The sequence below is a fragment of the Chromobacterium haemolyticum genome (assembly GCF_009936155.1).
In the GTDB taxonomy this organism is placed as follows: Bacteria; Pseudomonadota; Gammaproteobacteria; order Burkholderiales; family Chromobacteriaceae; genus Chromobacterium; species Chromobacterium haemolyticum.
The window spans coordinates 3,716,707-3,739,633 of the sequence record NZ_AP019312.1 but is presented as its reverse complement, the minus strand read 5'-3'; the positions used below and the strand labels follow the sequence as shown (position 1 = coordinate 3,739,633).

Annotated in this window: 13 protein-coding genes; 11 read left to right on the top strand and 2 right to left on the bottom strand. The window is 67.1% G+C overall.

Annotated features, from left to right (window positions below):
- Window positions 1–7: 7 nt before the first annotated feature.
- The 7 genes from GYH29_RS17060 (at window position 8) to greB (ending at window position 6,271) form a co-directional block, all read left to right on the top strand.
- A complete protein-coding gene (locus tag GYH29_RS17060) occupies window positions 8–1,513 on the top strand; it encodes a hypothetical protein (protein WP_043591015.1) in 1,506 nt (501 codons plus the stop codon).
- A gap of 64 nt (window positions 1,514–1,577) precedes the next feature.
- Window positions 1,578–2,426, top strand: coding sequence for a segregation and condensation protein A (locus GYH29_RS17055; protein ID WP_081574691.1), 849 nt, complete (start codon window positions 1,578–1,580; stop codon window positions 2,424–2,426).
- Window positions 2,427–2,504: 78 nt separating this feature from the next.
- Window positions 2,505–3,038, top strand: coding sequence for a GNAT family N-acetyltransferase (locus tag GYH29_RS17050; protein WP_052052006.1), 534 nt, complete (start codon window positions 2,505–2,507; stop codon window positions 3,036–3,038).
- A gap of 67 nt (window positions 3,039–3,105) precedes the next feature.
- Window positions 3,106–3,738 carry an SMC-Scp complex subunit ScpB gene (scpB, locus tag GYH29_RS17045; protein WP_019102634.1) on the top strand — a complete coding sequence of 211 codons (633 nt, stop codon included), beginning with the start codon at window positions 3,106–3,108 and terminating at the stop codon, window positions 3,736–3,738.
- A 45-nt stretch (window positions 3,739–3,783) separates the two neighbouring features.
- Window positions 3,784–5,181, top strand: a complete 1,398-nt coding sequence (locus GYH29_RS17040) for a pseudouridine synthase (protein WP_019102633.1) — start codon at window positions 3,784–3,786, stop codon at window positions 5,179–5,181.
- 11 nt (window positions 5,182–5,192) lie between these two features.
- Window positions 5,193–5,684, top strand: a complete 492-nt coding sequence (locus GYH29_RS17035; protein WP_019102632.1) for an NUDIX domain-containing protein — start codon at window positions 5,193–5,195, stop codon at window positions 5,682–5,684.
- Window positions 5,685–5,716: 32 nt separating this feature from the next.
- Complete coding sequence (gene greB / locus GYH29_RS17030) at window positions 5,717–6,271, top strand: transcription elongation factor GreB (protein ID WP_043591017.1); 555 nt, start codon at window positions 5,717–5,719, stop codon at window positions 6,269–6,271.
- Window positions 6,272–6,342: 71 nt separating this feature from the next.
- Here greB and GYH29_RS17025 read toward each other — a convergent pair whose 3' ends face one another.
- Both GYH29_RS17025 and GYH29_RS17020 read right to left on the bottom strand, forming a co-directional pair.
- Window positions 6,343–6,582 carry a TFIIB-type zinc ribbon-containing protein gene (locus GYH29_RS17025; protein ID WP_161524169.1) on the bottom strand — a complete coding sequence of 80 codons (240 nt, stop codon included), beginning with the start codon at window positions 6,580–6,582 and terminating at the stop codon, window positions 6,343–6,345.
- A gap of 97 nt (window positions 6,583–6,679) precedes the next feature.
- Window positions 6,680–7,147, bottom strand: coding sequence for a MarR family winged helix-turn-helix transcriptional regulator (locus GYH29_RS17020; protein WP_039755609.1), 468 nt, complete (start codon window positions 7,145–7,147; stop codon window positions 6,680–6,682).
- An 86-nt stretch (window positions 7,148–7,233) separates the two neighbouring features.
- Here GYH29_RS17020 and GYH29_RS17015 point away from each other — a divergent pair, with 86 nt between their 5' ends.
- From GYH29_RS17015 to GYH29_RS17000, 4 genes are all read left to right on the top strand, one after another.
- A complete protein-coding gene (locus tag GYH29_RS17015; RefSeq protein ID WP_043591018.1) occupies window positions 7,234–8,391 on the top strand; it encodes an aminotransferase-like domain-containing protein in 1,158 nt (385 codons plus the stop codon).
- Window positions 8,392–9,614: 1,223 nt separating this feature from the next.
- On the top strand, window positions 9,615–14,708 hold the full coding sequence (locus GYH29_RS17010) for an amino acid adenylation domain-containing protein (protein ID WP_161524168.1): 5,094 nt from the start codon (window positions 9,615–9,617) through the stop codon (window positions 14,706–14,708).
- On the top strand, window positions 14,708–19,369 hold the full coding sequence (locus tag GYH29_RS17005; RefSeq protein WP_161524167.1) for an SDR family NAD(P)-dependent oxidoreductase: 4,662 nt from the start codon (window positions 14,708–14,710) through the stop codon (window positions 19,367–19,369). Before GYH29_RS17010 ends, GYH29_RS17005 begins: the two co-directional genes overlap by 1 nt.
- Window positions 19,366–22,917: a type I polyketide synthase gene (locus tag GYH29_RS17000; RefSeq protein ID WP_161524166.1), complete on the top strand. Its 3,552-nt coding sequence runs from the start codon at window positions 19,366–19,368 to the stop codon at window positions 22,915–22,917. The genes GYH29_RS17005 and GYH29_RS17000 overlap by 4 nt, the downstream gene beginning before the upstream one ends.
- Window positions 22,918–22,927: the final 10 nt, after the last annotated feature.

Here is a 22,927-nt window from a genome sequence, read left to right as displayed (position 1 = left end):
CTTGGTCATGATGGAACTGTCGCTGATTCACGCCTTGCCGGAAGGCCCCTGGCTGACATTGGACCTCAAGGCGGTCCAGGCGCAATGGGAGACGCTGGCGGCGCAGCCGGCCGCCCTCGCCGCGGACAAGGCCGGCCAGTGGCTGGAGCAATGGCGGCGCTCGGCCCTGGCGCCGGCGGAACGCCTGCAGCTCTTGCAGGCGCTGCGGGCGCCGTTGGCCGCGCTGGTTGCCAGGCTGGAGCGCGCGGCGGCGCGGCAGGAATTGTCCTGCACCCCGGAGGCGCGCGCCGCATTGCAATCGGCCCGCCAATTGCTGCGGCAATGGCATGAGCAGTGCAAGCTGCTGGCTCAGGCATTCAGCGCGCAGGAAGCCGGCCGTTTTTCCAGTTCTCGTCCGCGGTTGGAGGCTCTGCAACTGGCGTTGGCGAGCGGCTACGATTTGCTGGCGCTGCACGCGCGCAGCTACGCGCCGTTGCACAAGGGCTTCTGGCGGGATTGCCACCGTTTGTACGCCTACGCGCTGGCCCAGGGCTGGGAGGGGCGGCAGGCGGCGGGGGGCGTGGCGGCGCCTGGGCTTAGCTACCGCCGGCTGATGTTGTTGGGTTTGACCGCCAGCAACCGGCTGGAGACGGCCAAGATCGCCTTGCTGCTGCAATGGCTGGAGCAGCATGCCGGCTTGCTGCGCGTGGAGCAGTTGGATCAGCCGCTGGGGGACGACGGCGCGCTCGCTTTCCGCGCCGACGCCGACCGGCCGGCGCGCTTCTGCGCCGAGCTGGATCTGGACGGCGACGGCGTGTGGTGGCGACTGGACGCCGGTCGTTTGTTGGAACGCTTGGATGAATTGAGCCGCCAGCGCCAGCGACAGGGATTGGACGGCGGCCACGAAGCCTGGTTGCTGGCGCGTTTGCGTCAGGAGTGGGGGGCGCCGCCTCGTCGGCGGCACGTCAGGCTGCGCCGGCTCAGCGTCGAAACCGTCGAGCTGGTCAGCTTGTTGCCGCGTTGCTGGCGGCTGGCCGCCGGCGAGCCGGCTGACGGAGAACTGGAGCCCTGCCGTTTGCAGATCAGCAACCTCAGCGCTTCCGGCCTGTTGCTGCAGGGAGAGTCCTTGCAACAACCCTTGCGCGCCGGCGAGGTGGTCATGTTGCGCCGCCGCGGTTTCGGCTGGCAATTGGGCCTAGTGCGCTGGGTCAGCTTCGGGGGGGAGGACATGCAGACCGAGTGCGGGGTCGAGTTCATCGGCAAACGACCGCAGGCGGTTGAAGTCGCCGCGGTCACCAGCCACGCGGCGGGAGGCTTCGAGCCGGCGTTGCGCATGCAGGCCGAGCGGCATTTCCGCCACTCCGGCATTTTGGTGTTGCCGGGCCGTTTATATCAGGCTTTACGGCCGTTTCATCTGCGGGGCGCCGATGGCGAATGTCGGGTGCGCGCGGTGCGCTTATTGCAGCAGACCGCGCATTATCAATTTGTGGAGATCAAGATAGACGAGCTGCTGCCCGCCGACGCGCAGGCTTGAACGGCGGGCAGGGCGGCGGGCAAGTTCCGCCACGCAGCCGGCCAGTGCTGGTATCCTTGCCGCCATGAGCAAGCCCCCCCTTCCCGAGGCCGGATCTTCGGCCGACGATTTTCAGCTGACCGCGCCGGAATTGCCGCCCAGCGTGCCGATTGCGCACGTGTTCGGCCAGCCTGTGCTGGAAGTGCCGCAGGATTTATTCATCCCGCCGGACGCGCTGCAAGTGATTCTGGACAGTTTCGAAGGCCCTCTGGACCTGCTGCTTTACCTGATCCGCAAGCAGAACCTGGATGTGCTGAACATTCCGATGGCGGAGATCACCGTTCAGTACATGGCCTATATCGATGCGATGCGCGATGGGCGTTTGGAATTGGCCGCCGAATATCTGCTGATGGCGGCGCTGCTGATCGAGATCAAGTCTCGGCTGCTGCTGCCCAGGCCGCAGTTGGACGAGGAGGGCGAGCCGGATGATCCGCGCGCCGAATTGGTGCGCCGCTTGCTGGAGTACGAGCAGATGAAGCTGGCGGGGCTGGAGCTGGACAAGTTGCCGCAGGCCGATCGAGACTTCGCCTGGCTGGCGGTCTTGATCGAACAGTCTGCCGAGCAGCGGCTGCCCGACGTCAGCCCGGCGGATCTGCGCCAAGCGTGGATGGCGATTCTGTCGCGCGCGCGCCACCACCGCCACCATAAGGTGGAGAAGGATGAATTGTCGGTGCGCGAGCAGATGAGCTGGATTCTGCGCTACCTGGACGGCCGCGAGTACGTGCCTTTCGAGGAGCTGTTCGACGCGGACAAGGGCGTCGCCCACCTGGTGGTTAACTTCATCGCGGTGCTGGAGCTGGTCAAGGAGGGCTTGGTCAAGGTCAGCCAGGAGGCGCCGTATCAGCCCATTTACGTGAGGATAGCGCTGGTTTGAAAGTGGGGGCGCGCCGATTTGCACTTGATGTTGGCGCGGCAGCGATTAGGATACAGGTATCCATTGCGAGAGCATGCCATGCACATTGAAGCGGCCGACCAGAAACATCTGCCAGCCTATCGTCCTTTTTTCCTGGCCTGTCATGAGGAAGGGCTGGATTATTACCGCCGCGCCGGATCGGACCCGGACGCCTGGCTTGGACAATTGCTGCAACACGCCGAAGGGCGAGCGCTGCCCGAAGGCTGGGTGCCGTGCCGCACCTGGTTTCTGATCAACGGCCGCACCGAGATCATCGGTGCGATCCGACAGCGGCTGGCGGACAGCGCGCTGATTGTGGAGCGCATCGGCCATATTGCTTTCGAAGTGCTGCCGGCTTGGCGAGGCCATGGTTACGGCCGGGTGCTGTTGCAATATGTGCAGACGCTGGGCGAGAAGCCCGCGCATGGGAATTGGGTGTTGGTTTGCCCGGCGGACCGGCCTGCCGCGGTGCGCACGGTGGAAGCCTGCGGCGGCCAGTTGCTGGAAACGATGGAGAACGGAGGGCGAGCGTTCCGGCGTTACAGCCTGACCGCGCTGGCGGCTTGGGACGACATGGCGGAAGGATTAATTTAGCTCCGGACGGAGAGTTCATGTAGAATGTCCGGTTTCCTGCGCAAACGTGTTTCGGCTTCACGGCTCAATGTCCACCATCACCGACCTAAAATACCTGAAGATCGTGCTGGAGACGGCGTTACTGACCGCGCAGGAACCTCTGTCGGTTGCCATGCTCAAAAAGCTGTTCACCGAAGAGGTGAAAGCCGCGTTGATCAACGACATCCTCGACGATATCCAGAGCGACTGGAGAGGCAAGGGCGTCGAACTGGTCAAATTGGCGTCGGGATGGCGCTTTCGCGCCCGAGCGGAGTTCACGCCATACTTGAACCGCTTGAACCCGGAAAAGCCGCCGCGTTACTCGCGCGCGGTAATGGAAACCTTGGCGATCATCGCCTACAAACAACCTGTGACCCGTGGCGATATCGAAGCGATACGCGGCGTATCGGTGTCCACCGGCGTGATGCAGACTCTGCTGGAACGCGGCTGGATCGAAGTCATCGGCCACAAGGACGTACCCGGCAGGCCGGGCTTATATGCCACTACCCGAAAATTCCTGGACGACTTGGGCTTTGTCTCGCTCAAGGATCTGCCGCCATTGGCAGAGCTGGGAAGCCTGGTAGTGCCCGAGGCGGCGCCTCGGGATCAAGGCCCGGCAGCGGCCACAGACGACATCCCCCTCGACGATGAGGCGGATAATTTCGAGCCCATCGCAGAATAACATCGACATTCTGCAGGTTGCTCGCACGGAAAGAGCAAAGCACATATGTCTAAAGGACAACGCAATCACGCCCGCCAGCCGGTGGCGCGTGTCAAAGGTCGCGAAACTTCCCAACCGCGCCAGCCGGCCAACGGCGGCGTTCAGCCGCGCGGCAAGACCCAAGGCGGCCTGATCAAGAGCCGCAGCGGCCAGGCGGATCCCAGTGGCCGTCAGGGCCAGCCCGGCGGCAAAGGCCGCAGCGGCGGCCAGGGCGGCCAGGGTGGCCGCACCCCGCGCGACGCCTACGGCAACCCGCTGATGCACGAGGGCACGCCGCTGTTCAAACTGAGCCGCCGCGAGCAGGAACAGCAAAGGATGCAGCAAGCGCAAGGCCGCAACAAACCCGTCTACCAGCGCGACAGCAACGGGGATATCAACGGCAATGTGGCGCTGGATCACGAACGCCGCTTCGGCAACAAAAACGCCGCCGCGCCGGCCGGCCAGCCGGCCGCGGGCAAGAACGGCGCGCCGCCGCGTCAGGGCAAGCCCGACGGCGGCAAGCAACTGGTGCAAAAAGCCAAGAAACTGCGTTTGCGCAGCCCCAACCAAGACATCAAGGACAAGGCCAAGCGTTTGCGCGAAGTCCGCGTGGATCTGGACGATATCGAACCGGTGCGACTGCAAAAAGCGCTGGCGGCGTCCGGCGTCGGCTCGCGTCGCGAAATGGAAGAATGGATCGAAGCCGGCCAGGTCACCGTCAACGGCAAGAAAGCCAGCCTGGGCGACCGCGTCGGTCCGCGCGACCGCGTGATGGTGAAGGGCGACCAGATCAAGTTGAAATGGCCGGACCGTCTGCCGCGCGTGATCATGTATCACAAGGAAGAAGGCGAAATCGTCAGCCGTGACGATCCGGAAGGCCGCGTCACGGTGTTCGACCGTTTGCCGCAGGCCAAGTCCAGCCGCTGGGTGGCGATAGGCCGTCTGGACGTCAATACTTCGGGTCTGTTGCTGATCACCACCAGCGGCGAACTGGCCAACCGCATGATGCACCCCAGCTTCGAAGTGGAGCGCGAGTACTCGGTGCGCGTGTTGGGCGAACTGACGCCGGAAATCATGAAGCAGATGGTGGCCGGCGTGGAACTGGAAGACGGTGAAGCGCGTTTTGACCGCGTCTTCCAGAAAGGCGGCCCGGAAGAGGCGGCCAACCAATGGTTCAACGTGGTGATCAAGGAAGGCCGCAATCGCGAAGTGCGTCGCATGTTCGAGCACTTCGGCTTGACGGTCAGCCGGCTGATCCGCGTGCGCTTCGGCAATATCGGTTTGCCTCCGCGCTTGAAGCGCGGTCAGTTTTACGAGCTGAACTCCGCTGAGGTGGCCGCGGTGATGAAGTGGTCTAATCTGACCGTCACCGGCGGCAAGAAGGCGGCGCCGGTCAAGAAGGCCTCGGCCAAGGCGCACCGCTGAGCGTGCGCGCCATGTTGTGGAGCCTGGCTGCCCGCGCCTGGTCGCGTTTGCGCGGCGCGGCGCCGGCGGTTGAGCCGGCTCCGCCGGCGATAGGCAAGCGTCAGCGCGCCGCCATCGCCATCGTCGACGGCGGCCGCATCTTGCTGATGCATCGCGTCAAACCCGGCAAGGACTACTATGTTTTGCCGGGCGGCGGCATCAAGCGGCGCGAGACGGCCGCCATTGCCTGCGTGCGCGAGACGCGCGAGGAAACCGGGCTCAACGTTCGTCTGGGCGGCAGGTTGTGCGTGTTGGACGCCAAGGATAGGGTCGAGCACGTGTTCCTGGCGGCCAGCCACGCCGGGGAGCTCAAACTGGGCGGGCCGGAGTTGGCCAAGATGGGGCCCGACAATCTTTACGAGCTTGAGTGGCTGGACCGCGAGCAACTGCGGCGGGTCAAGCTGAAGCCCAAGGGCTTGCTGCCGCATTGCCTGGCCTTGTTGGAACCCGCCGCCGGCCGTTGAGGCTGGCGTTTTTCATGGATGGATGGACGAAGATGAGCAAGGCGTTTACCAAGGAAAACGACGAGGCGGAAGAGGATCTTCCGGCTGAGCGGCGCTTGCCCGCCTCCACTAAGAACTACATCACGCCCGGCGGCTGGCAGCGCTTGAAGGATGAGCTTTATCACCTGGTCAACCGCGAGCGGCCGGAGATGGTGCAGGTTGTGAACTGGGCGGCCAGCAATGGCGACCGTTCGGAGAATGGCGACTATCTGTACGGCAAGCGCCGCCTGCGCGAGATAGACCGCCGCATCCGCTTTCTGACCAAGCGTCTGGAAATCGCCGAAGTGGTGGATCCGGAAACCCGGGAGGCGACCGACCAAGTATTTTTCTCCGCCACCGTGCTGATTGAACGCGGCGACGGCAGCGAGCAATTGTTGCGCATCGTCGGGGTCGACGAGATTGATTTGGCGCGCGGCCATATCAGTTGGATCTCGCCGATCGCGCGGACGCTGTTGAAGGCGCGCGAGGGCGACTCGGTGTTGTTCCGCGGGCCGGACGGCGATGAAGACATCGAGGTGCTGGAAGTGCGTTATGAACGCATAGACTGAGATTTTCGCAAACGCGAGGGAGAACGGCCCGGACATCAGTCCGGGCCGTTTTCTTATTTGGCGGAGCGGAATCAGTCCAATAGCTTGCGCAGCCAGCCGTGTTTGCCGTCGTGGTGACCCCCGCGGCGGCGCTCGTCGTCATGGCCGCGAGCATGCGCGGACGGGGCGTAGGCGGCGGGAGTTTGGGTTTGCAATAAGCGCTCAAGCTGGCCGGGGGCCAGCCAGACTCCGCGGCACTGCGGGCAGTAATCGATGGCGACGGACAGACGCTCGCCCATCAGCAGGGTGACTTGGCAACTGGGACAATTCATGGCGTGCTCCTTGGCGCGCCGGAGCGGCGCGGTGGGTCAGGAAAATGCGCAGGCTCGGCCTCGCCAGCGCATTGCAAACCATGAAGCGGCTACAGGGTCAAGTTTTGCCGCGCGGAGGCGCGTCGTCGGGCCGCGATTGCGCGGCCAGGGTGCGGTTGATCTGCATCCAGCCGGCGGTGGCCGGCTTGCCGGTTTGCTCAAACGCCGCTTGCAGCAATTTCAGCTGCTCGCGGTGAAGGGCTTCCTCCAGCTTGCGTCCTTCCGGGGTCAGCGTCAGTTGCTTGACCCGCTTGTCGTGCTGCGCGGCCACGCTTTGCACCAGCGCCATTTCCAGCAGTTGGCGCAGAGGCATGTTGATGGCCTGCTTGGTCACGCCCAGCGCGGCCAGCAAATCCTTGACCGATAAACCGGGGTAGCGGGCGACGAAGAAAAGGATGCGGTGGTGCACGCGGGCCAGGCCGCGTTTAGCCAGCATTTCATCCGGTTTATCGGTGAAAGCTTTGTAGGCATGGAAGAAGGCTTCCATGGCGGCGCGCATGTCATCGGACGGAGATAGGTCAGCCATGTTGACGGAACCTGCTGTGGTCGGTAGATTGAGTCAATATTATTGACATTAGTAAGAAAGCTGCGGACAAGCCTATGCAGAGTACCATGTTTTCAGAGCGCATCGAACGGCTCAGCGGCTCGCTGATCCGGGAAATACTGGCGGCGGCGCAACAGCCGCAGATGATCTCTTTCGCCGGCGGCCTGCCGGCCAGCCAGTGCCTGCCGCCGTTGGATTTTACCGGGATGCCGGCGGCCATGGCGCAGTACGGGGCTAGCGAAGGGGAGCCGGAGTTGCGCGAGCTGATCGCGGAGCAGGCGCGGCGCATGGGCATAAGCTGCAAGGCTGAGCAGGTGTTGGTGCTGTCTGGTTCGCAGCAGAGCATCGATTTGTGCGCCAAGCTATTCATCGATCCCGGCACGCCGGTTGTGACCGAAGGACCGACTTATCTAGCCGCCTTGCAGGCTTTCAAGCTCTTCGGCGCCCGTGTTCACGCGGTGGGGCAACGGGACGGCAGGCTGGAGCCGCAGGCCTTGGCCGCTGCGTTGGAACAGGCGCGGCCGCGCTGCTGTTACCTGATTCCCAGTTTTCAGAACCCGGCGGGCAGCTGTTACAGCGCCGAAGACCGGCAAGCGCTGGCGGCCGCCATCGACGCCGCTGGAGTGCCCTTGATCGAAGACGATCCTTACCGTGCCCTCAGTTACGACGGCGAGGCGCCGGCGCCGTTGGTCAGCCATTTGAAGAACGCGCCTTGGATTTACTCTGGTTCCTTTTCCAAAACTCTGGCGCCCGGCTTGCGCGTCGGTTTCCTGATTGCCTCGCCGGAGCTGTACCCCTACTTGATGCGGCTGAAGCAGGCGACCGATCTGCACACCAACCGTCCGGCGCAGTGGTTCATTGCCCGCCAGTTGCGGGATCCCGGCTATGAGCAACGCTTGCTGGGGTTGCGCGAGGTGTATCGTGCCGGACGCGACGCGATGCAGGCTTCGCTGCAGCGCCATTTCGGCGATCTGGCCGATTGGCAGCTGCCACGGGGCGGCTTGTTTTTCTGGCTCAAGCTGAAGCAGCTCATGGATACCCGCAAGCTGCTGCCGCTGGCTTTGCAGCAGAATGTCGCCTTCATGCCGGGCGAAGCATTTTTTCCGGAGCCGGAAGAGAACCTCGGCTATATGCGCCTGAATTTCAGTCATGCTTCTCCAGAGCGTATCGAGATAGGCATCGCTAGACTGGCGGCTTTGCTGCGCGCCCAGGCCGCCGCGGAGTAAGCAGCGGTTCAAAGTCCGCGCGCCGCCCGTCCTGGGCTGGCGCGCGTCAACGCGGGGATGGGCGCTTGCCGCCCTGTGACATGAGGAACAGCGCCGGCCTCGCTCATGGGGCGGCGCTTCATTTTATCGTCCGTTCTCCGGCGTACGCATTGCTTCCCTTCTTCTCTCCTATCTCTCCCCGCGGCGCGCCGAAGCATCCTTTCAAGCCAAGTTGTCGCTAAGCGCTTCCCCTTGCTCTGATCCTGAGCGGATGGCCGATGCGATCGGTCAGCCTATCCCATTATCAATAAAATTAAATATGCCGTTAGGGTTGATTTCGATGCAAACATTATGACAATGGCGGTTGTGGCGGATGTTTCGCTCCTAGGCATCATTCTTATATTTATTTTCTTTAATAAAGAATTTGCCAGTATTGGATCAATTAATTGAACAACTGCTGTCGGTTTATGCCGTAATTGTCATGTCGATTGAAGTTCAATTCATCGATCCGGATCTTATTATCGTCGATCCGATCCGCGGCGCTTAAATCTTTGATATCGCCGCCAAAATCTGTATTTCAAAAAATATAAGCCGTAAATCGGCTGAAGTGGTAACTGGCAGTTCGGGGGATGCTTTTCCCAGAGGTCTTTCAGTATAGTGCTGACGCTTCATTCTTCCTGTATGGGATTTTTGGAATTAATGCGATCATATAAATCTATACGAAAACAATTTGAGCGTCAATATTCATTGCGTTTTTCTGGTTTTGGGCGACACGGGAAAATAGGAATGCAAAGCGTAAAGCAATGCTGATTCGCAATGGTTTGATTGCTGAAATGATATCGAATCATCTCAAAAGAAAGTCCGATTACGGCGCATGAGACACACTGTAAATCCTATTCTCTTGATTCAAACGCTGCTTAGGCAAACCGCCGCGCACGCGTCACGCATCCTTACGTGAAAACGAAGGGATGACCCTCGCCAACCTGTCGAGGACATGGTTTCGACAGGGCGGAATATATCAAAACAGCATGACTGCTTCTTGAATGGGGCGGGCTACGGCCCGGCCCGTATTCAAAGTCCTCGCGATCATCGCGGCATTCGCCGTGGCTGAACGAGCGGCAGGGTGACGGCGAAAGTCGGCCCAGTGAGGGCGAAGCGACGATTCGACTTAGGCCGCACGGGCTTATTTCGATGGGCGCTCGCCGGTATTCCCGGAGCAGTTGTCGATACATGGAGGTCATGCAATGTATTCCTCATCCGATGTCTCATCGCGGCGGACATCCGCCGCAAACAAGCTCGGACCTCATCACGCTTTTCCGCATCGCGAAGCGCTGAGCATCGCCCGGCAGTTGCTGCTGCGGGCGGAGGCGAGTCCCGATAGCCTCGCCTACGCGTCGGCCGATCCGGTGAAAAACGTCGCGCTCAGCTATGCGGCGTTGTGTGAACGGGCGTCCGGCATCGCCGCGCGTCTGGCGCAGGCGACCGAGGCCGGCGATCGCGTGATGCTGGTCTATCAGGAACCTCTCGATTTCCTTCCGGCTTTCTTCGGCTGCTGCCTGGCCGGCGTGATTCCCGTGCCGGTGGCGCCGCGTCACAGCCGGGACACGATGCTTGCGATCGCAGAGGATTGCGGCGCGGTCATCGCGCTGACGGCTGAGGCGCGAGACGCCTTGCCTGGCCTGCGCTGGATGCGTACGGACGAAACCGAGGGCGCCGCGCCCTTTTTGCGCGCCGCCGGCGAAGGCAGTCCGGTTTTGCTTCAGTACACCTCGGGGTCCACGCGCACGCCGCAGGGTGTCGTGGTCACGCAGACCGGACTGTGGGCGACGATAGAGGATCTTGATCGCGGCGCGATGCACGACGCGGACAGCGTGATGATCAGTTGGCTGCCGTATTTTCACGATATGGGCCTGGTGTACGGCATTCTCACTCCCTTGCAATGCGGTTTTCCCGCCTATTTGATGGCGCCGGAGAAATTCGTCGCCCAGCCCATGTCCTGGCTGCGCGCCATTGAGGCGCGGCGGGGCACCCACACCGCCGCGCCGAATTTCGCCTATGCCTTGTGCGCGGACCGCGCGGCGGATCTCGCGCCGGGGACCGATCTGTCGTCGCTGCGTTACGCGTTGAACGGCGCGGAACCCGTGCGCTGTGACACAGTGCGCCGTTTCGAGGCGGCCTTCGCGCCGTTTGGACTGAAACCGTCCGTGGTGGCGCCGGGCTACGGCCTGGCCGAGGCTACGCTGAAAGTGACCGCCGGCCGATGCGGCGAGGGCACGCGCGGCGTGCGCTTCGGGCGAGACGCGCTGGCGCGAGGCCGGGTGTCGCCAGAGGCGGACGGGGTTGAGTTGGCGGCCTGCGGTTCGAGTCTGATCGATACGCGCGTCCGGATTGTCGATCCGGACACGCGCGAGCCGTGCGCGGCGGATGTCGTCGGCGAAATCTGGGTGTCTGGAAGCACGGTTGCCGACAGCTACTGGCGCCGCCCTGAGGAATCGCGCGAGATCTTCGGCGCGAGGCTGGCCGATGACGACGGCGTCTGGTTGAGAACCGGCGATCTTGGTTTTCTGTACGACGGCGATCTGTTCGTGACCAGCCGGCTGAAGGATTTGATCATTGTCGGCGGGCGGAATTTTTACAGCCACGATCTCGAAGACACCGTGTCGGCCTGCCACCCGTCCATTCGAATGGGGCGCGTATTCGCCGCCGCCGTCGACGGGGAGGAGGGCGAAGGGGTTTTGATCGGCGCGGAGGTGCGCGGCGGCTGCGAGGAGGCGGATGCCCGCGAGATTCTGCCGGTGATTCGCGCGGCGCTTGCGCGGGAACACGGCGTGGCGCCGGCGCGCGTCGCGTTGCTGCGGCGCGGCAGCATCCTGCGCACGTCCAGCGGCAAAACCCGGCGCAGCGCCACCCGCGACGCGCTGCTGCGCGGTGAACTGAGCATCATCGCCGATGACGCCGCCGACATGAGCGACGACGCGATTCTCGCCGAGATCTCGAGTTTTGTGCCCGGCGCGGCGGCGACGCCCGACGCCAGGCTGATTGATCTGGGGCTGGATTCGTTGTCGGCCGCGCGGCTTGCCGCCATGGCGCGTGCGCGCCACGGCGTGGAATTGTCGTTCGCGACGCTGTTCGCGCTCTCGGCCGAGCAACTGAGGCGCGAGATCGTTGCCGCCAGAGCCCGGCATGATGGAAGCGCTGCGCCTGTTTCGGTTCGCGGCTACGCGGCGGGAGAGCCGTTCGAGCTGTCCGAGATGCAGCAAGCTTATTGGATAGGCCAGCAGGGCGGCGTGCCGCTGGGCAGGGTGTCGCCGCATATCCGAGTGGACTTCGAGATCGACGCCGCGCGCGCGCCGGAATGGGGCCGGCGTCTCGCGAGCCTGGTTGCGCGCCATCCGTCTTTGCGGATGACGGTGGGCGCCGACGGGCGCGGGGTGTTCGACGCGCTCGCTTACGACCCCTTGTTGCCGCCGCAGGATTTGCGCGGACTCGATGCGGCGGAGGCCGCCGAACGTCTGGAGGCGACGCGCGCGAGCCTGGCCGAGCGTGACGGACCGCCCGTGGTCGCGGCGGTGACCCGCCTGACGGACAGCACGGCCATCCTGCACATGCGGCTTGGCTTGTTGGCCGGCGATCTGCGCAGCTTTCTGCAACTGATGGCCGAACTGGCGAGCGGAGCGGCCGGAGATGTTCCCGCGCAACTGATCACGCCGATGACGCCGGCGACGCCGACCGGCGAGCAGCGCGAGGCTTGGTTGCGTCGGGTGGAAGCCATCGCGCCCGCGCCTGAATTGCCGATGAAGATGGCGCTGGCCGACGTGGCCGAACCGCGCTTCGCCGGCTGCCGCCGTGAATTGCCCGCCGCCCTGTCCGCCGCGTTGGCGGCGCGCGCGCAGGGGCTTGGGGTCACGCTGACTTCGCTGTGCATCGCCGCCTTCGCCGATACCTTGCGGCTGTGGACGGCGGCGCATGCGTTCACGCTCAATGTGACTTGCAACACGCGGGCGGAGCAGGCCGGACAGGCGATAGGCGATTACACCAGCAACGCTTTGCTGTCGCTGAGCGAGCGCCATGAGTCGTTTGCCGCGTTCGCCCGGGAGGTGCAGCGGCAAGTGTGGGCGGATCTGGACGCCCCGTGGTGCTCCGGCGTGTCTATCCTGCGCGAGTTGAGCCGCCGCAACGGCGCGCCGGTATTGATGCCGGTTGTGTTGACCAGTTTGTTGTCCGGCGACCCGGCGGACGACCTGTCCATCCTGGACGACATTGGCCGCGTGGTCGATATGGCCAATCCGACGCCGCAGGTGTCGTTGCACGCTGTCCTCGGCCGCCGCGGCGATAGGTTGCTGGTGATGTGGGAATTCGTCGCCCAGTTGTTCCCCGAGGGCATGATAGACGCGATGTTCGACGCTTTCCTCGGCGCGCTGGAAACGATGGCGACTGAAGCCGCTGCCCTTGAGCGGCCGACGGTGGCCCGGCTCGCGCCGGAGCAGGCGGCGCGGCGAGAGGCCGTCAACGCCACCGAGGCGGAGCGCGCACCGCGCCGGCTGGAAACGCCCATCATCCGGCAGGCGCGGACCGCGCCGGAGGCCGTCGCGGTCAGGCAGGGCGCGGCGACGCTGAGCTACGGCGAGCTGCTGCGCCAGGCGGAGGACATCGCCGGCGCGCTGCGGCAAAGCGGCGTGGCGCGCGGCGACGTGGTGGCGGCCATCGTCGCGCCGGGGCCGCGGGCGGTGGCGGCGCTGTTGGGCATCGTGATGGCGGGCGCGGTCTACCTGCCGATAGAACCGTCTTGGCCGGCCGCGCGCATCGAGGAGCTGCTCGGCGAAGCCGGCGCCCGCCACGCGGTGGTGAGCGAGGGCGGCTGGACGCTGCCGGTGCAAGCGTTGCGTCTTGATTTGCCTCTGCCGCGCGGCGACGCGGGTCCGGCCCCGGACCTTGAGGCCGGGGACGCGGCCTACGTGATTTTCACTTCCGGTTCTACTGGGCGGCCGAAGGGGGTGTTGATTGCGCACGAGGCCGCGGCGAACACGATAGACGACATCAACGAGCGTTTCGCCGTCGGCCCGGCGGATCGCACGCTGTGCGTGTCCTCGCTGGCTTTCGACTTATCGGTCTACGACATCTTCGGTCTGCTCGCGGTCGGCGGCGAGGTGGTTTTCCCCAAGCGGGCTCGGGACCCCGACGCGATGGCCCAGGCGCTCTGCGACGGCCGGATCACGATCTGGAATTCCGTGCCGGCCGTGCTCGAATTATTGCTGGACGTGGCCGCGCCGCGCTCGCCGGATCTGCGGCTGGCGTTGTTGAGCGGCGACTGGATCGCGCCCGGTCTGGCCGGGCGGCTGCGCGACGCGTTTCCGGCGTTGCGGCCCATCAGCCTGGGCGGGGCGACGGAGGTGTCGATTTGGTCGGTGGTGCATCCGATCGCCCCCGAGGACGCGGCGCTGGCGTCCATTCCCTACGGCAGGCCGCTGTCCAATCAGCAATGTTTCGTGCGCGCGCCGGACGGTCGGGAGCGCCCGGACGGCGTGGTGGGCGAACTGCTGCTGGGCGGCCGCGGCCTCGCGCTCGCCTATCTGGGCAACGAGGCGGAAACCCAGCGCCGTTTCTTCATCGACGCCGAGGGGCGCAGGCTCTACCGCACCGGCGATCTTGCGCGCTGGCAGCCCGACGGCGAGCTTGAGCTGCTCGGACGGATGGACGGGCAGGTCAAGGTGCAGGGCTATCGGATCGAACTAGGCGAGATCGAAGCGGCGGCGATGCGCGCAGGTTGCCTGGCGCGGGCGGTGGCCTCGGTGGTCCGGCGCAACAATGCGACGGCCATCCAGCTGCATGTGGTCGCGCGGCCGGATTACGACGGAGATATCGTTGCGGCCGTGCGCGCCAAGCTGGTTCTGCATCTGCCCGCCTATATGCAGCCGCATCACGTGACGGTGTTGGACGCTTTGCCGCTGACGGCGAACGGCAAGGTGGACCGCGCGCGTCTCGCCGCGCTGGCGGCACCGGCTCCCGCGTCGGCGAAGCCCACGGCGGCTGCGCGGCGCGACGACTCGCTGGAGGCGACGATGCTGGCCGCGTTCGCCGAAGTGGTCGGCGTCGAGATAGACCCCCAGCAGGGCTTCTTCGACGCGGGCGCCACGTCGATGCACGTGGTGCGGCTGCGCGCGCTGTTGGCGTCGCGCGGCGTCGCCGTTCCCCCGCTGGTCGATTTCTTTTCGCTTGCCACGATACGGGCGCTCGCCGAGCGCGCCGATTCGGGCGACGCGGACCTTTCCCCAATGATTGACGTCGACGGCGCGCGCGCTTATCGACAGCGCGTACGCGCACGCAAGGAGGCTTTGTAATGACTCACTCAACACCCGTGGACGCCGTAGCGATCATCGGCGCCAGTTGCCGCTTGCCCGGCGTCAGCACCCTGGAACAGTTCTGGTCGATGATTGCCGACGGCCAAGTGGCGATCGAGCGCTTCGGCGCGGACGCGGCGCGCCGCGAAGGCGTGCCGGAGACGGTGCTGGGGCAGCCCGGCTTCGTCGGCGCCGGCGGTCCGCTGGACGGCGTCGACCAGTTCGACGCCGCCTATTTCGGCATTCCGCCGTCCCAGGCGGCGGCCATGGATCCGCAGCAGCGCATCTTCCTTGAATGCGTGCATGAGGCGCTGGAACGCGCAGGGCACGGCGCGGCGCGCGGCGCGCGCGTCGGTGTCTGGGCCGGCTCGGCCAGCGTGGATTATCTTGTCGACCATGTGCGCGACCGGCTGGACCGCGCGTCGCCCAACCGCTATCTGCAGCAATGGGTGGGCGTGGACAAGGACTATCTGGCCACTCAGGTTGCGTACCGGCTCGACTTCGGCGGCCCGGCCATCACGCTGCAGACCGCGTGTTCGACTTCGCTGGTCGCCGTGGTCCAGGCGATGCAGGGGCTGTTGAGCTTCCAGTGCGATTTCGCGGTGGCGGGCGGGGTGAGCGTCGCTTTGCCGCAGCGGCAGGGATATGTGTACGAGGAGGGCAGCATTTTGTCCGCGGACGGCGCTTGCCGTCCGTTCACCACAGACAGCAGCGGCACGGTCTTCGGCAACGGCGCCGGCGTGGTGGTGTTGCGCCGCCTGGAGGACGCGCTGGCCGACGGCGATCCCATCATGGCGGTGATTCGCGGCGGGGCGGTCAACAACGACGGCGCGGCCAAGGTGGGCTTCACCGCGCCCGGCGGGCGCGGACAGCAGGAGGTGATCCGTCAGGCGCTGGCGTTCAGCGAGGTGGACGGAGCGTCGATCGGCTATGTCGAGACGCACGGCACGGGCACGGCGATCGGCGATGAGGTCGAACTGGCGGCGCTGGGCGCGGCTTTGGGCGAGCGTTCCGGCGCACGCTGCGCGCTGGGCACCCTGAAGGCGAACGTCGGGCATTTGAACGCGGCGGCGGGCGCTTGCGGGCTGATCAAGGCCGCACTGGCGGTGGAGCATGGGCGGATTCCGGCCGCCGTCGGCGCGGAACGCGCGATAGACGCGTTGCGCGGCGACGCCGGCTTCTATCTGCCGACGAAAACGGCGCCTTGGAATGAGCCGCTGCGGCGCGCGGGCGTCAGTTCCTTCGGCATCGGCGGCACCAACGCCCACGTGATCATCGAAGCGGCGCCGCCGCGCGCGCCGCGCACGGCGGATGTCGCGCCGCTCTTGCTGTTGTCGGCGCGTGGCGAGGCCTTGCCGGCGCTGTGCGCGGATTACGCGGACTTTCTCGAAGGCCATCCCGAACTGAGGATAGAGGACGTTTGCCTGACGGCGGCCCTGGGGCGGCGTCATTGGGAGAAGCGCGCGGCGTTTCGCGCCGAATCCCGGCAGGCGCTGATACGCGCGCTGCGCGCCTTCGCCGCCGGCGAGGCGGATGCGGGCGTGATCGCGGGGGAAACGCCGGCGCGCGCGCCGGAAGTCAGCTTCGCCTTCGGCGGCGCGGGCGATCTGGACGCGGTGCTTGCCCGCGTGCAGCTGTGGCAAGCGAGTGGCGTCGTTCCGGCCAGCGTGTGCGCGACGGGCGACGGCGTGTTCGCCGCGGCTTTCGCGGCGGGCGCGCTGAGCCTTGACGATGCGCGGCAGCGCCGCGCGGACCGCGCCGTCGCGCCGTCCTTGCTGTGGGTGAGCGCGGCTTCGGGCCTGCCGCTCGACAGCGAGGAGGCGGTGCGCGAAGAACTGGCGCGCGCGGGGACGGCGCTTAGCGCCGCTGACGCCGCCGAAGCGCTGGAGGCCGCCGGAGCGGAACAGGTGCTGGACTTCGGCGACACGGCGTTGGGCACGGGCGCCGGCATGGAGTCGCTGGATCCGGCTTCTCCGGACGCGCTGGCGCGGCTGTGGACCGGGGGCGTGGCGCTGGATCTCGCGCAGCACTACCGCGACGGCAACCGGGTGGCGTTGCCGACTTATCCCTTCCAGCGCCAGCGTCACTGGATAGACCGCGCGCCGCGTTTCCTGGCGGCGGGCGCGACGCCCTTCCTCGGACGGCGCACCGACGCGCCCGCCTTGGACGCGACCTTCTTCGATGCGGAGTGGAGCGTGGCCGCCTTGCCCTTCCTGCAGGACCATGTGATCTACGACAAAGTGGTGGTGTCCGGCGCGGCGCTGGCGGTGATGATCGCAGACGGCGCGCGCGAGCTGACGGGATCGGACGCCTGCGTGTTGAGCGATTTGCGCTTCCCGGCGGCCTTGGTGATTCCGCCGGACGCGGCGCGCAAAGTCCAGCTGCAACTGGTGCGCGACGGCGACGGCTTCGAAGCCACGGTGCTGACGCTGGAGTCCGCCGACGTCCACGCCACGGCCAGGGTGGACGCCGGCGAGGCGCCAGGCGTGGCGCCGTCGGAGCCGGTGCGCGGAGAAGCGATCTCCACCGAGCTGATGGATAGCTGGCTGCGCGCGCGCAGCGTGGTGATGGGGCCGACCTTCCGGCGCTTGTCGGACATCGTCGTCGGGGACGGCGACGCGTCTTGCGATATGCGGGCCGACGCCGACGACGCGGGCTGGCTGCTGCATCCCGGGATTCTGGATTCGGTGTTGCAACTGGTGGCGGCGGCCGCGCGGCCCGAGGGCAGCAAGGCTTTTGTGCCGACGCGCATCGCGCGGTTGGCGCTGCAAGGGCGGACCGGCGCCGGGATGCGCTGTCGCGCGTCGGCCGAGCGGGGGCAGGCCAGTCTGTTCGACGCCGGCAAGGTGCTGCTCGAAATGACCGGCCTGGAGTCGCGCGAGGTCACTCGCAATGAATTGCTGCGCGTCGAGCCGCTGCGCGAGGGCTATGCGGTGGAATGGCGCGACGCGGCGGGCGGCGAGGCCGCCGAGTTGCCGGCGTCCATCGCCATCCTGAGCGATGCGGGACAGACGGCGGCCGGGCTGGCGGCGATGCTGCGCGACGAAGGCAAGGAGGCCGTCGTGGTGGCGGCGGTGAATGATATTCCCTTCGACAAGGCGGGCCTGATTGTCGATTGCCGCGGGCTGGAGGCGCGCGGCGACGCGCCAGCGCCGGCGGTTTACGCGGGTGCGCTGGAACTGTTCGCCACGGCCGCGCGACGCGAGCGGCCTTGCCGCATCGCCGTGGTGCTGGCGCCGGACGCGCCGGCCTCGGCGCCGCTGCAGGCGCTGTCGCGGGCGGTGGCGATGGAAACGCCGCATCTTCAGACGCTGGCGCTGCATGCGGGCGACGCGCGAGCGATCCGCCGCGGCCTCGACTGCTTTGACCGCGAGACCGAAGTCGCCGTGCGGGGCGACGCCGTCACCGCGCCGCGCTTCGATGAACGCGCGCTGCCGCTTCGGGCCGATCTCGCGCTCTCGGCCGACGCCACTTGGTTGATTACGGGCGGGTTGGGCGAACTCGGCTTGCGCGTTGCAAGCTGGCTGGCCGCGCTGGGCGCGCGCGCCTTGGTGCTGACCGGCCGCCGACCGGCCGATGCCGCGGCCGAATCGACGCTGTCCGCTCTGCGCCGCGACGGCGTCGAAGTGAAGGTGTGGCAGGCGGATGTGGCGGTGGAGGCGGATGTCGACGCGTTGCTGGCCGAGATCGACGCGACCATGCCGCCGTTGCGCGGCATCTGCCATCTGGCGGGCGTGGTGGAGGACTGCCTGGTCGGCGACGTCACGCCGGCGTCGCTGGCCGCCACTCTGGCCGGCAAGGCTCGCGGCGCCTGGCTGCTGCATGAGCGCACCCTGGCTTACCCGCTGGAACACTTCGTGCTGTTCTCCTCGGCGGCGGCCGCCTTCGGCGCGCCGGGGCAATCCACCTACGCGATGGCGAACGCCTATCTCGACGCGCTGGCGGCGCGCCGCCGCGAGCAGGGGCTGCCCGCGCTGTCCATCGCCTGGGGACCGTGGCAGGACGTCGGCATGCTGGCCCGTTCGAGCGCCAACGCCAAGCGGCGTCTCGCGCAGCTGGGCATCGGCCAGATCGAGGCCGAATGCGGCCGCGCCACCTTCGAGATCGCGCTGGGGGCGGATCTACCAGCCCATCTCGTGCTGCTGCCCATCGATTGGGGGCGCTTGATCGAACAATGGCCGCCGCATGTGCCGGCCAGCCGTTTCGCCGGCATTGCCACCGCGCAGCCGGGCGCGGGATCCACGTCCTCGGTCAGTGAACTGCAGGCGCTGCCCGCGGACGAACGGCGACATCGCTTGTTCCAGCTGCTGGCGGAGGACGCGGCCTTGGTGACGGGCACGCCGCTGGCCTCGCTGGACCCCGAGCGCTCCTTGTTCGACTACGACCTGGATTCCTTGCTGATCACCGATCTGCGCGTACTGCTGGAAAAGCGCTTCGGCCGCGCCATCCCGACCACGGTGATTTTCTCGAACCCGACCATAGCCGCGCTGGCGGACCATCTGACGCAGACGGTATTTGGCATGGCCGACGCGGAGGCGACAGCCGCCGCGCCCGCCGCCGAGATCGACGCGCCGACGGACGCCGCCCCGATGTCGCAGGAGGAGATCGTGGAAATGCTGTCCGCGAAATTGAACGAACTGAATAGAAAGGGCGCGCGATGAGCCAAATCGACACGACTATGCTGATGCGGAACGCGCTGCGCGAGATAGAGCGCTTGCAGCGCGAGCTGGACGGCGCAGAGCAGCGGCGGCACGCGCCCATCGCCGTGGTCGGCATGGCTTGCCGCTTCGCCGGCGTCGATTCGCCGGAGGCGCTGTGGCGGGGGTTGCTTGACGGCGCGGACGGCGTGAGCGAGGTGCCGGCCCAGCGTTGGGACGCCGAGCGCTACTTCGACGCAGACCCGGACGCGAAGGGCCGCATCTATTGCCGCACCGGCAGTTTTCTGGACGATATCGCTTCCTTCGACGCCGGCTTTTTCGGGATTTCGGCGCGTGAGGCGGCGATGCTGGATCCGCAGCAGCGCATGCTGCTTGAAGTGACTTGGGAAGCGGTGGAGCGCGCGGGGATGACGGCGGCGGAACTGAAAGGCTCGGCCACCGGGGTGTTCGCCGGCGTCATGCACCAGGACTACGCGCACCGCTTCCGCCGGGCCGATGACGTCGATCTTTACACCGCTTCGGGCAACGCGCCCAGCGTGCTGGCGGGCCGCGTGTCGCACGCGCTGGGCCTGCATGGACCCACGCTGACGATAGACACCGCGTGCTCGTCGTCGCTGGTCGCCGTGCACCTGGCGTGCAATGCGCTGCGCGCCGGCGAGTGCGACATCGCCATCGTCGGCGGCGTCAATGTGGTGTTGTCGCCGCTGTCCACCGCCGCCGAGTGTCGGGCGCATATGTTGTCGCCCAGCGGCCGTTGCCGTTCCTTCGACGACGGCGCGGACGGTTTCGTGCGCGGCGAGGGCTGCGGCGTGGTGGTGTTGCAGCGGCAGGCCGACGCCGAAGCCGCCGGGCGCACGATAGACGCGCTGATCGCCGGCTCGGCCGTCAATCACGATGGCCGCAGCGCGGGCCTGACGGTGCCGAACGAGCACGCGCAGCGCGAGCTGGTGCGGGCCGCTCTGCGCGCCGCGCGCATCGACGCGTCCCAGGTGAACTATGTTGAGGCGCACGGCACCGGCACCGCGCTGGGCGACCCGATAGAAGCGGCGGCGCTGGCCTCCGTGTTTGCCGGCCGCGATCGCTCGGACCGCGTGCTGTTGGGCTCGATCAAGAGCAATTTCGGCCACCTTGAAGGCGCGGCGGGAATCGCCGGACTGATCAAGGCGGCGTTGACGGTGCGTCATGGCGTGGTGCCCGCCACGCTGCATGTGCGCACGCCCAACCGCGGCATTGAATGGGACACCCTGCCGTTGCGCCTCGCGCTCGGCGCGGAACGCATAGACGGCGGAGACGCGCCCTGCGTCGCCGGGGTCAGCTCCTTCGGCTTCAGCGGCACCAATGCGCACGCGGTGCTGGTCGCGCCGCCGCGCGAGGCCGCCGGCGAAACGGCGGCCAGCGCGGGCGAAGGAGCGCAGTTGCTGGTCGTTTCCGCGAAATCCGACGCCTCGCTGCGCGGCAACGCGGCGCGGCTTGCGGACCATCTGGCCGGACTCGACGCCTCGGCGTGGGAGGCCGCCTGCCACGCGTCGCGCGTTGCGCGTTCGCATTTTCCGCATCGGCTCGCACTGACGGCGGCTACCGCGGAGGAGATGGCGCGCGAACTGGGCCGCTTTGCGCGCGGCGAGGCGGCGGCCGTCCACAGCGGCGTGTGCGGCGGAATGCCGTTCGGCCGCGACGCGGCGCCGCCCGAGACCGACGCGGGCGGCGACCCGGCCGAGCGCCTGGACGCGCTGGCGCGGCGTTATGTGGCCGGCCTGCCGGTCGACTGGCCGGCGCCGGTCGGCGCCGGACGCCGCGTCGCGCGGCTGCCGGCCTATGCCTTTGACCGTCAGTCTTACTGGGTTGACGAAGGGCCCGCGACCGCGGAGTCGCCGCTTTACCGCATCGCCTGGCAGCCGGTGGAGGCGCCGGCCGGCGCGCGCCGATCGGGCGAGCGGATTGTCGCCGGCGATCCGGCTTTGTGCGCGGAAGTGGCGCGCGCGCTGGAAGCCGCCGGCGAACGCTGCGTGATCGCGGCCGCCGAGATCGACGCGATCCGCCACGCGGGCTCCGCCGGCCTGGTGCTTGCTTTCGACCGCGCGTCCGGGGGCGAAGACGCGGTGGAGGCCGTCGCGCGTCGCGGCGCCTTGCTGAGCGCGCTGGCGCGCGAGCGGGCCGCGACGTCGTCGGCGTCCATTGCCGTGGTTACGCGCGGCGGGGCGGCGACCGGGCCGGCGGAGGACGTCGATCCCGTCCTCGCCGCCTTGAGCGCGGCCGTGCGCGTCGCGCGGCGCGAACAGGGGCGAGCCTGGCGAGGCACGATCGATATCGACGGCTCGCCGGCCTCCTTCGACACACTGGCGGCGCTGCTTGCCGACGAAGCCGCCGAAGAACAACTGGCGGTGCGCGGCGCCACCGTGCTGGCGCCGCGGCTGCGGCGGGCGGGCGTTGGCGCGGCGGCCGCGCTGCCGGCGCTGGACGCCGACGCCGCCTACGTGGTGACCGGCGGCACCGGCGCCTTGGGCCTCGCGACCGCGCGCTGGCTGGCCCGTCGCGGCGCGCGCCATTTGCTGCTGATCAGCCGCGGCGGCGAAACCGGCGATGCCGCGAAGGCCGCTTGCGCGCGTTTGCGCGACGACGGCGTCGAGGTCCGCGTGGCGGCGGCCGACGTTGCCGACGAGGCCGCCTTGCGCGGCGCGCTCGCCATGGCCGGCAGGCCGATACGCGGCGTCGCGCACTGCGCGGGCATTGTGCGGGACGCGACGCTGGACGCGCTGGACGCCGCGGCTTTCGCCGCGACCCTGAGCGCCAAGGCCGGCGGCGCGGCCTTGCTGGACCGTTTGACCGAGGGCGAACCGCTCGACTTCTTCCTGCTGTATTCATCCATCTCCGCGGCGGTGGGCCGTCACGGGCAGGCCGCCTACGCCGCCGCCAACGGCTATCTCGACGCGCTCGCGCAGCGGCGACGCTTGCGCGCGCGGCCGGCGCTGTCCATAGGCTGGGGATCTTGGGCGGCGGGCATGGGCGCGGCCGACGCGAAAACGGCGGAACGGATTCGCGCCGGAGGTCTGAACCCGCTGAGCGAAGGCGAGGCCTTCGCCGCGCTGGAGCAGGCGTTCTCGGGCGAGCCGCACCTGGTGGCCGCCTCGATTGATCTAAACCGGATCGCGGCGCAGCCCGATCTGCCGCGCCTGATTGAAGGCTTGGTCGGCCGCGCGCCGGCCGCGAGCGCGCGGACTCTGTCTTTCGACCAACTGCGCGGCCACCCCGCCGGCGAGCGCCGCGCGCTGGTCGCCGATTATCTAGAGGCGGAATTGCGCGCGGTGCTGTCCAGCCTGGCAGCCTTGCCGCGTCAGTCCTCGCTGCTGGACCTGGGCGTCGACTCGTTGACCGGCGCGGAATTGCGCAACGAATTGGAGCGCGCGCTGGGCGTGTCCGTCGCCATCACGCATTTGATCGACGGCTCCTCGCTGGATGAACTGATTGATCAAGTCATGGCGCAGCTGGAGCGGAAGCTGGTGACAGAACAACACTCGGCCGTCGGCGCCGACACGGAGGAAATCACGCTATGACCATGGCACG

What these genes read in the sequence shown, in the direction of transcription:
- greB (WP_043591017.1), top strand. Translation starts at nt 5,717, where the DNA reads ATGAGCAAGGCGTTTACCAAGGAAAACGACGAGGCGGAAGAGGATCTT.
- GYH29_RS17005 (WP_161524167.1), top strand. Translation starts at nt 14,708, where the DNA reads ATGACTCACTCAACACCCGTGGACGCCGTAGCGATCATCGGCGCCAGT.
- GYH29_RS17015 (WP_043591018.1), top strand. Translation starts at nt 7,234, where the DNA reads ATGTTTTCAGAGCGCATCGAACGGCTCAGCGGCTCGCTGATCCGGGAA.
- GYH29_RS17060 (WP_043591015.1), top strand. Translation starts at nt 8, where the DNA reads ATGATGGAACTGTCGCTGATTCACGCCTTGCCGGAAGGCCCCTGGCTG.
- GYH29_RS17020 (WP_039755609.1), bottom strand. Translation starts at nt 7,147, where the DNA reads ATGGCTGACCTATCTCCGTCCGATGACATGCGCGCCGCCATGGAAGCC.
- GYH29_RS17000 (WP_161524166.1), top strand. Translation starts at nt 19,366, where the DNA reads ATGAGCCAAATCGACACGACTATGCTGATGCGGAACGCGCTGCGCGAG.
- GYH29_RS17025 (WP_161524169.1), bottom strand. Translation starts at nt 6,582, where the DNA reads ATGAATTGTCCCAGTTGCCAAGTCACCCTGCTGATGGGCGAGCGTCTG.
- GYH29_RS17055 (WP_081574691.1), top strand. Translation starts at nt 1,578, where the DNA reads ATGAGCAAGCCCCCCCTTCCCGAGGCCGGATCTTCGGCCGACGATTTT.
- GYH29_RS17050 (WP_052052006.1), top strand. Translation starts at nt 2,505, where the DNA reads ATGCACATTGAAGCGGCCGACCAGAAACATCTGCCAGCCTATCGTCCT.
- GYH29_RS17035 (WP_019102632.1), top strand. Translation starts at nt 5,193, where the DNA reads ATGTTGTGGAGCCTGGCTGCCCGCGCCTGGTCGCGTTTGCGCGGCGCG.
- scpB (WP_019102634.1), top strand. Translation starts at nt 3,106, where the DNA reads ATGTCCACCATCACCGACCTAAAATACCTGAAGATCGTGCTGGAGACG.
- GYH29_RS17040 (WP_019102633.1), top strand. Translation starts at nt 3,784, where the DNA reads ATGTCTAAAGGACAACGCAATCACGCCCGCCAGCCGGTGGCGCGTGTC.
- GYH29_RS17010 (WP_161524168.1), top strand. Translation starts at nt 9,615, where the DNA reads ATGTATTCCTCATCCGATGTCTCATCGCGGCGGACATCCGCCGCAAAC.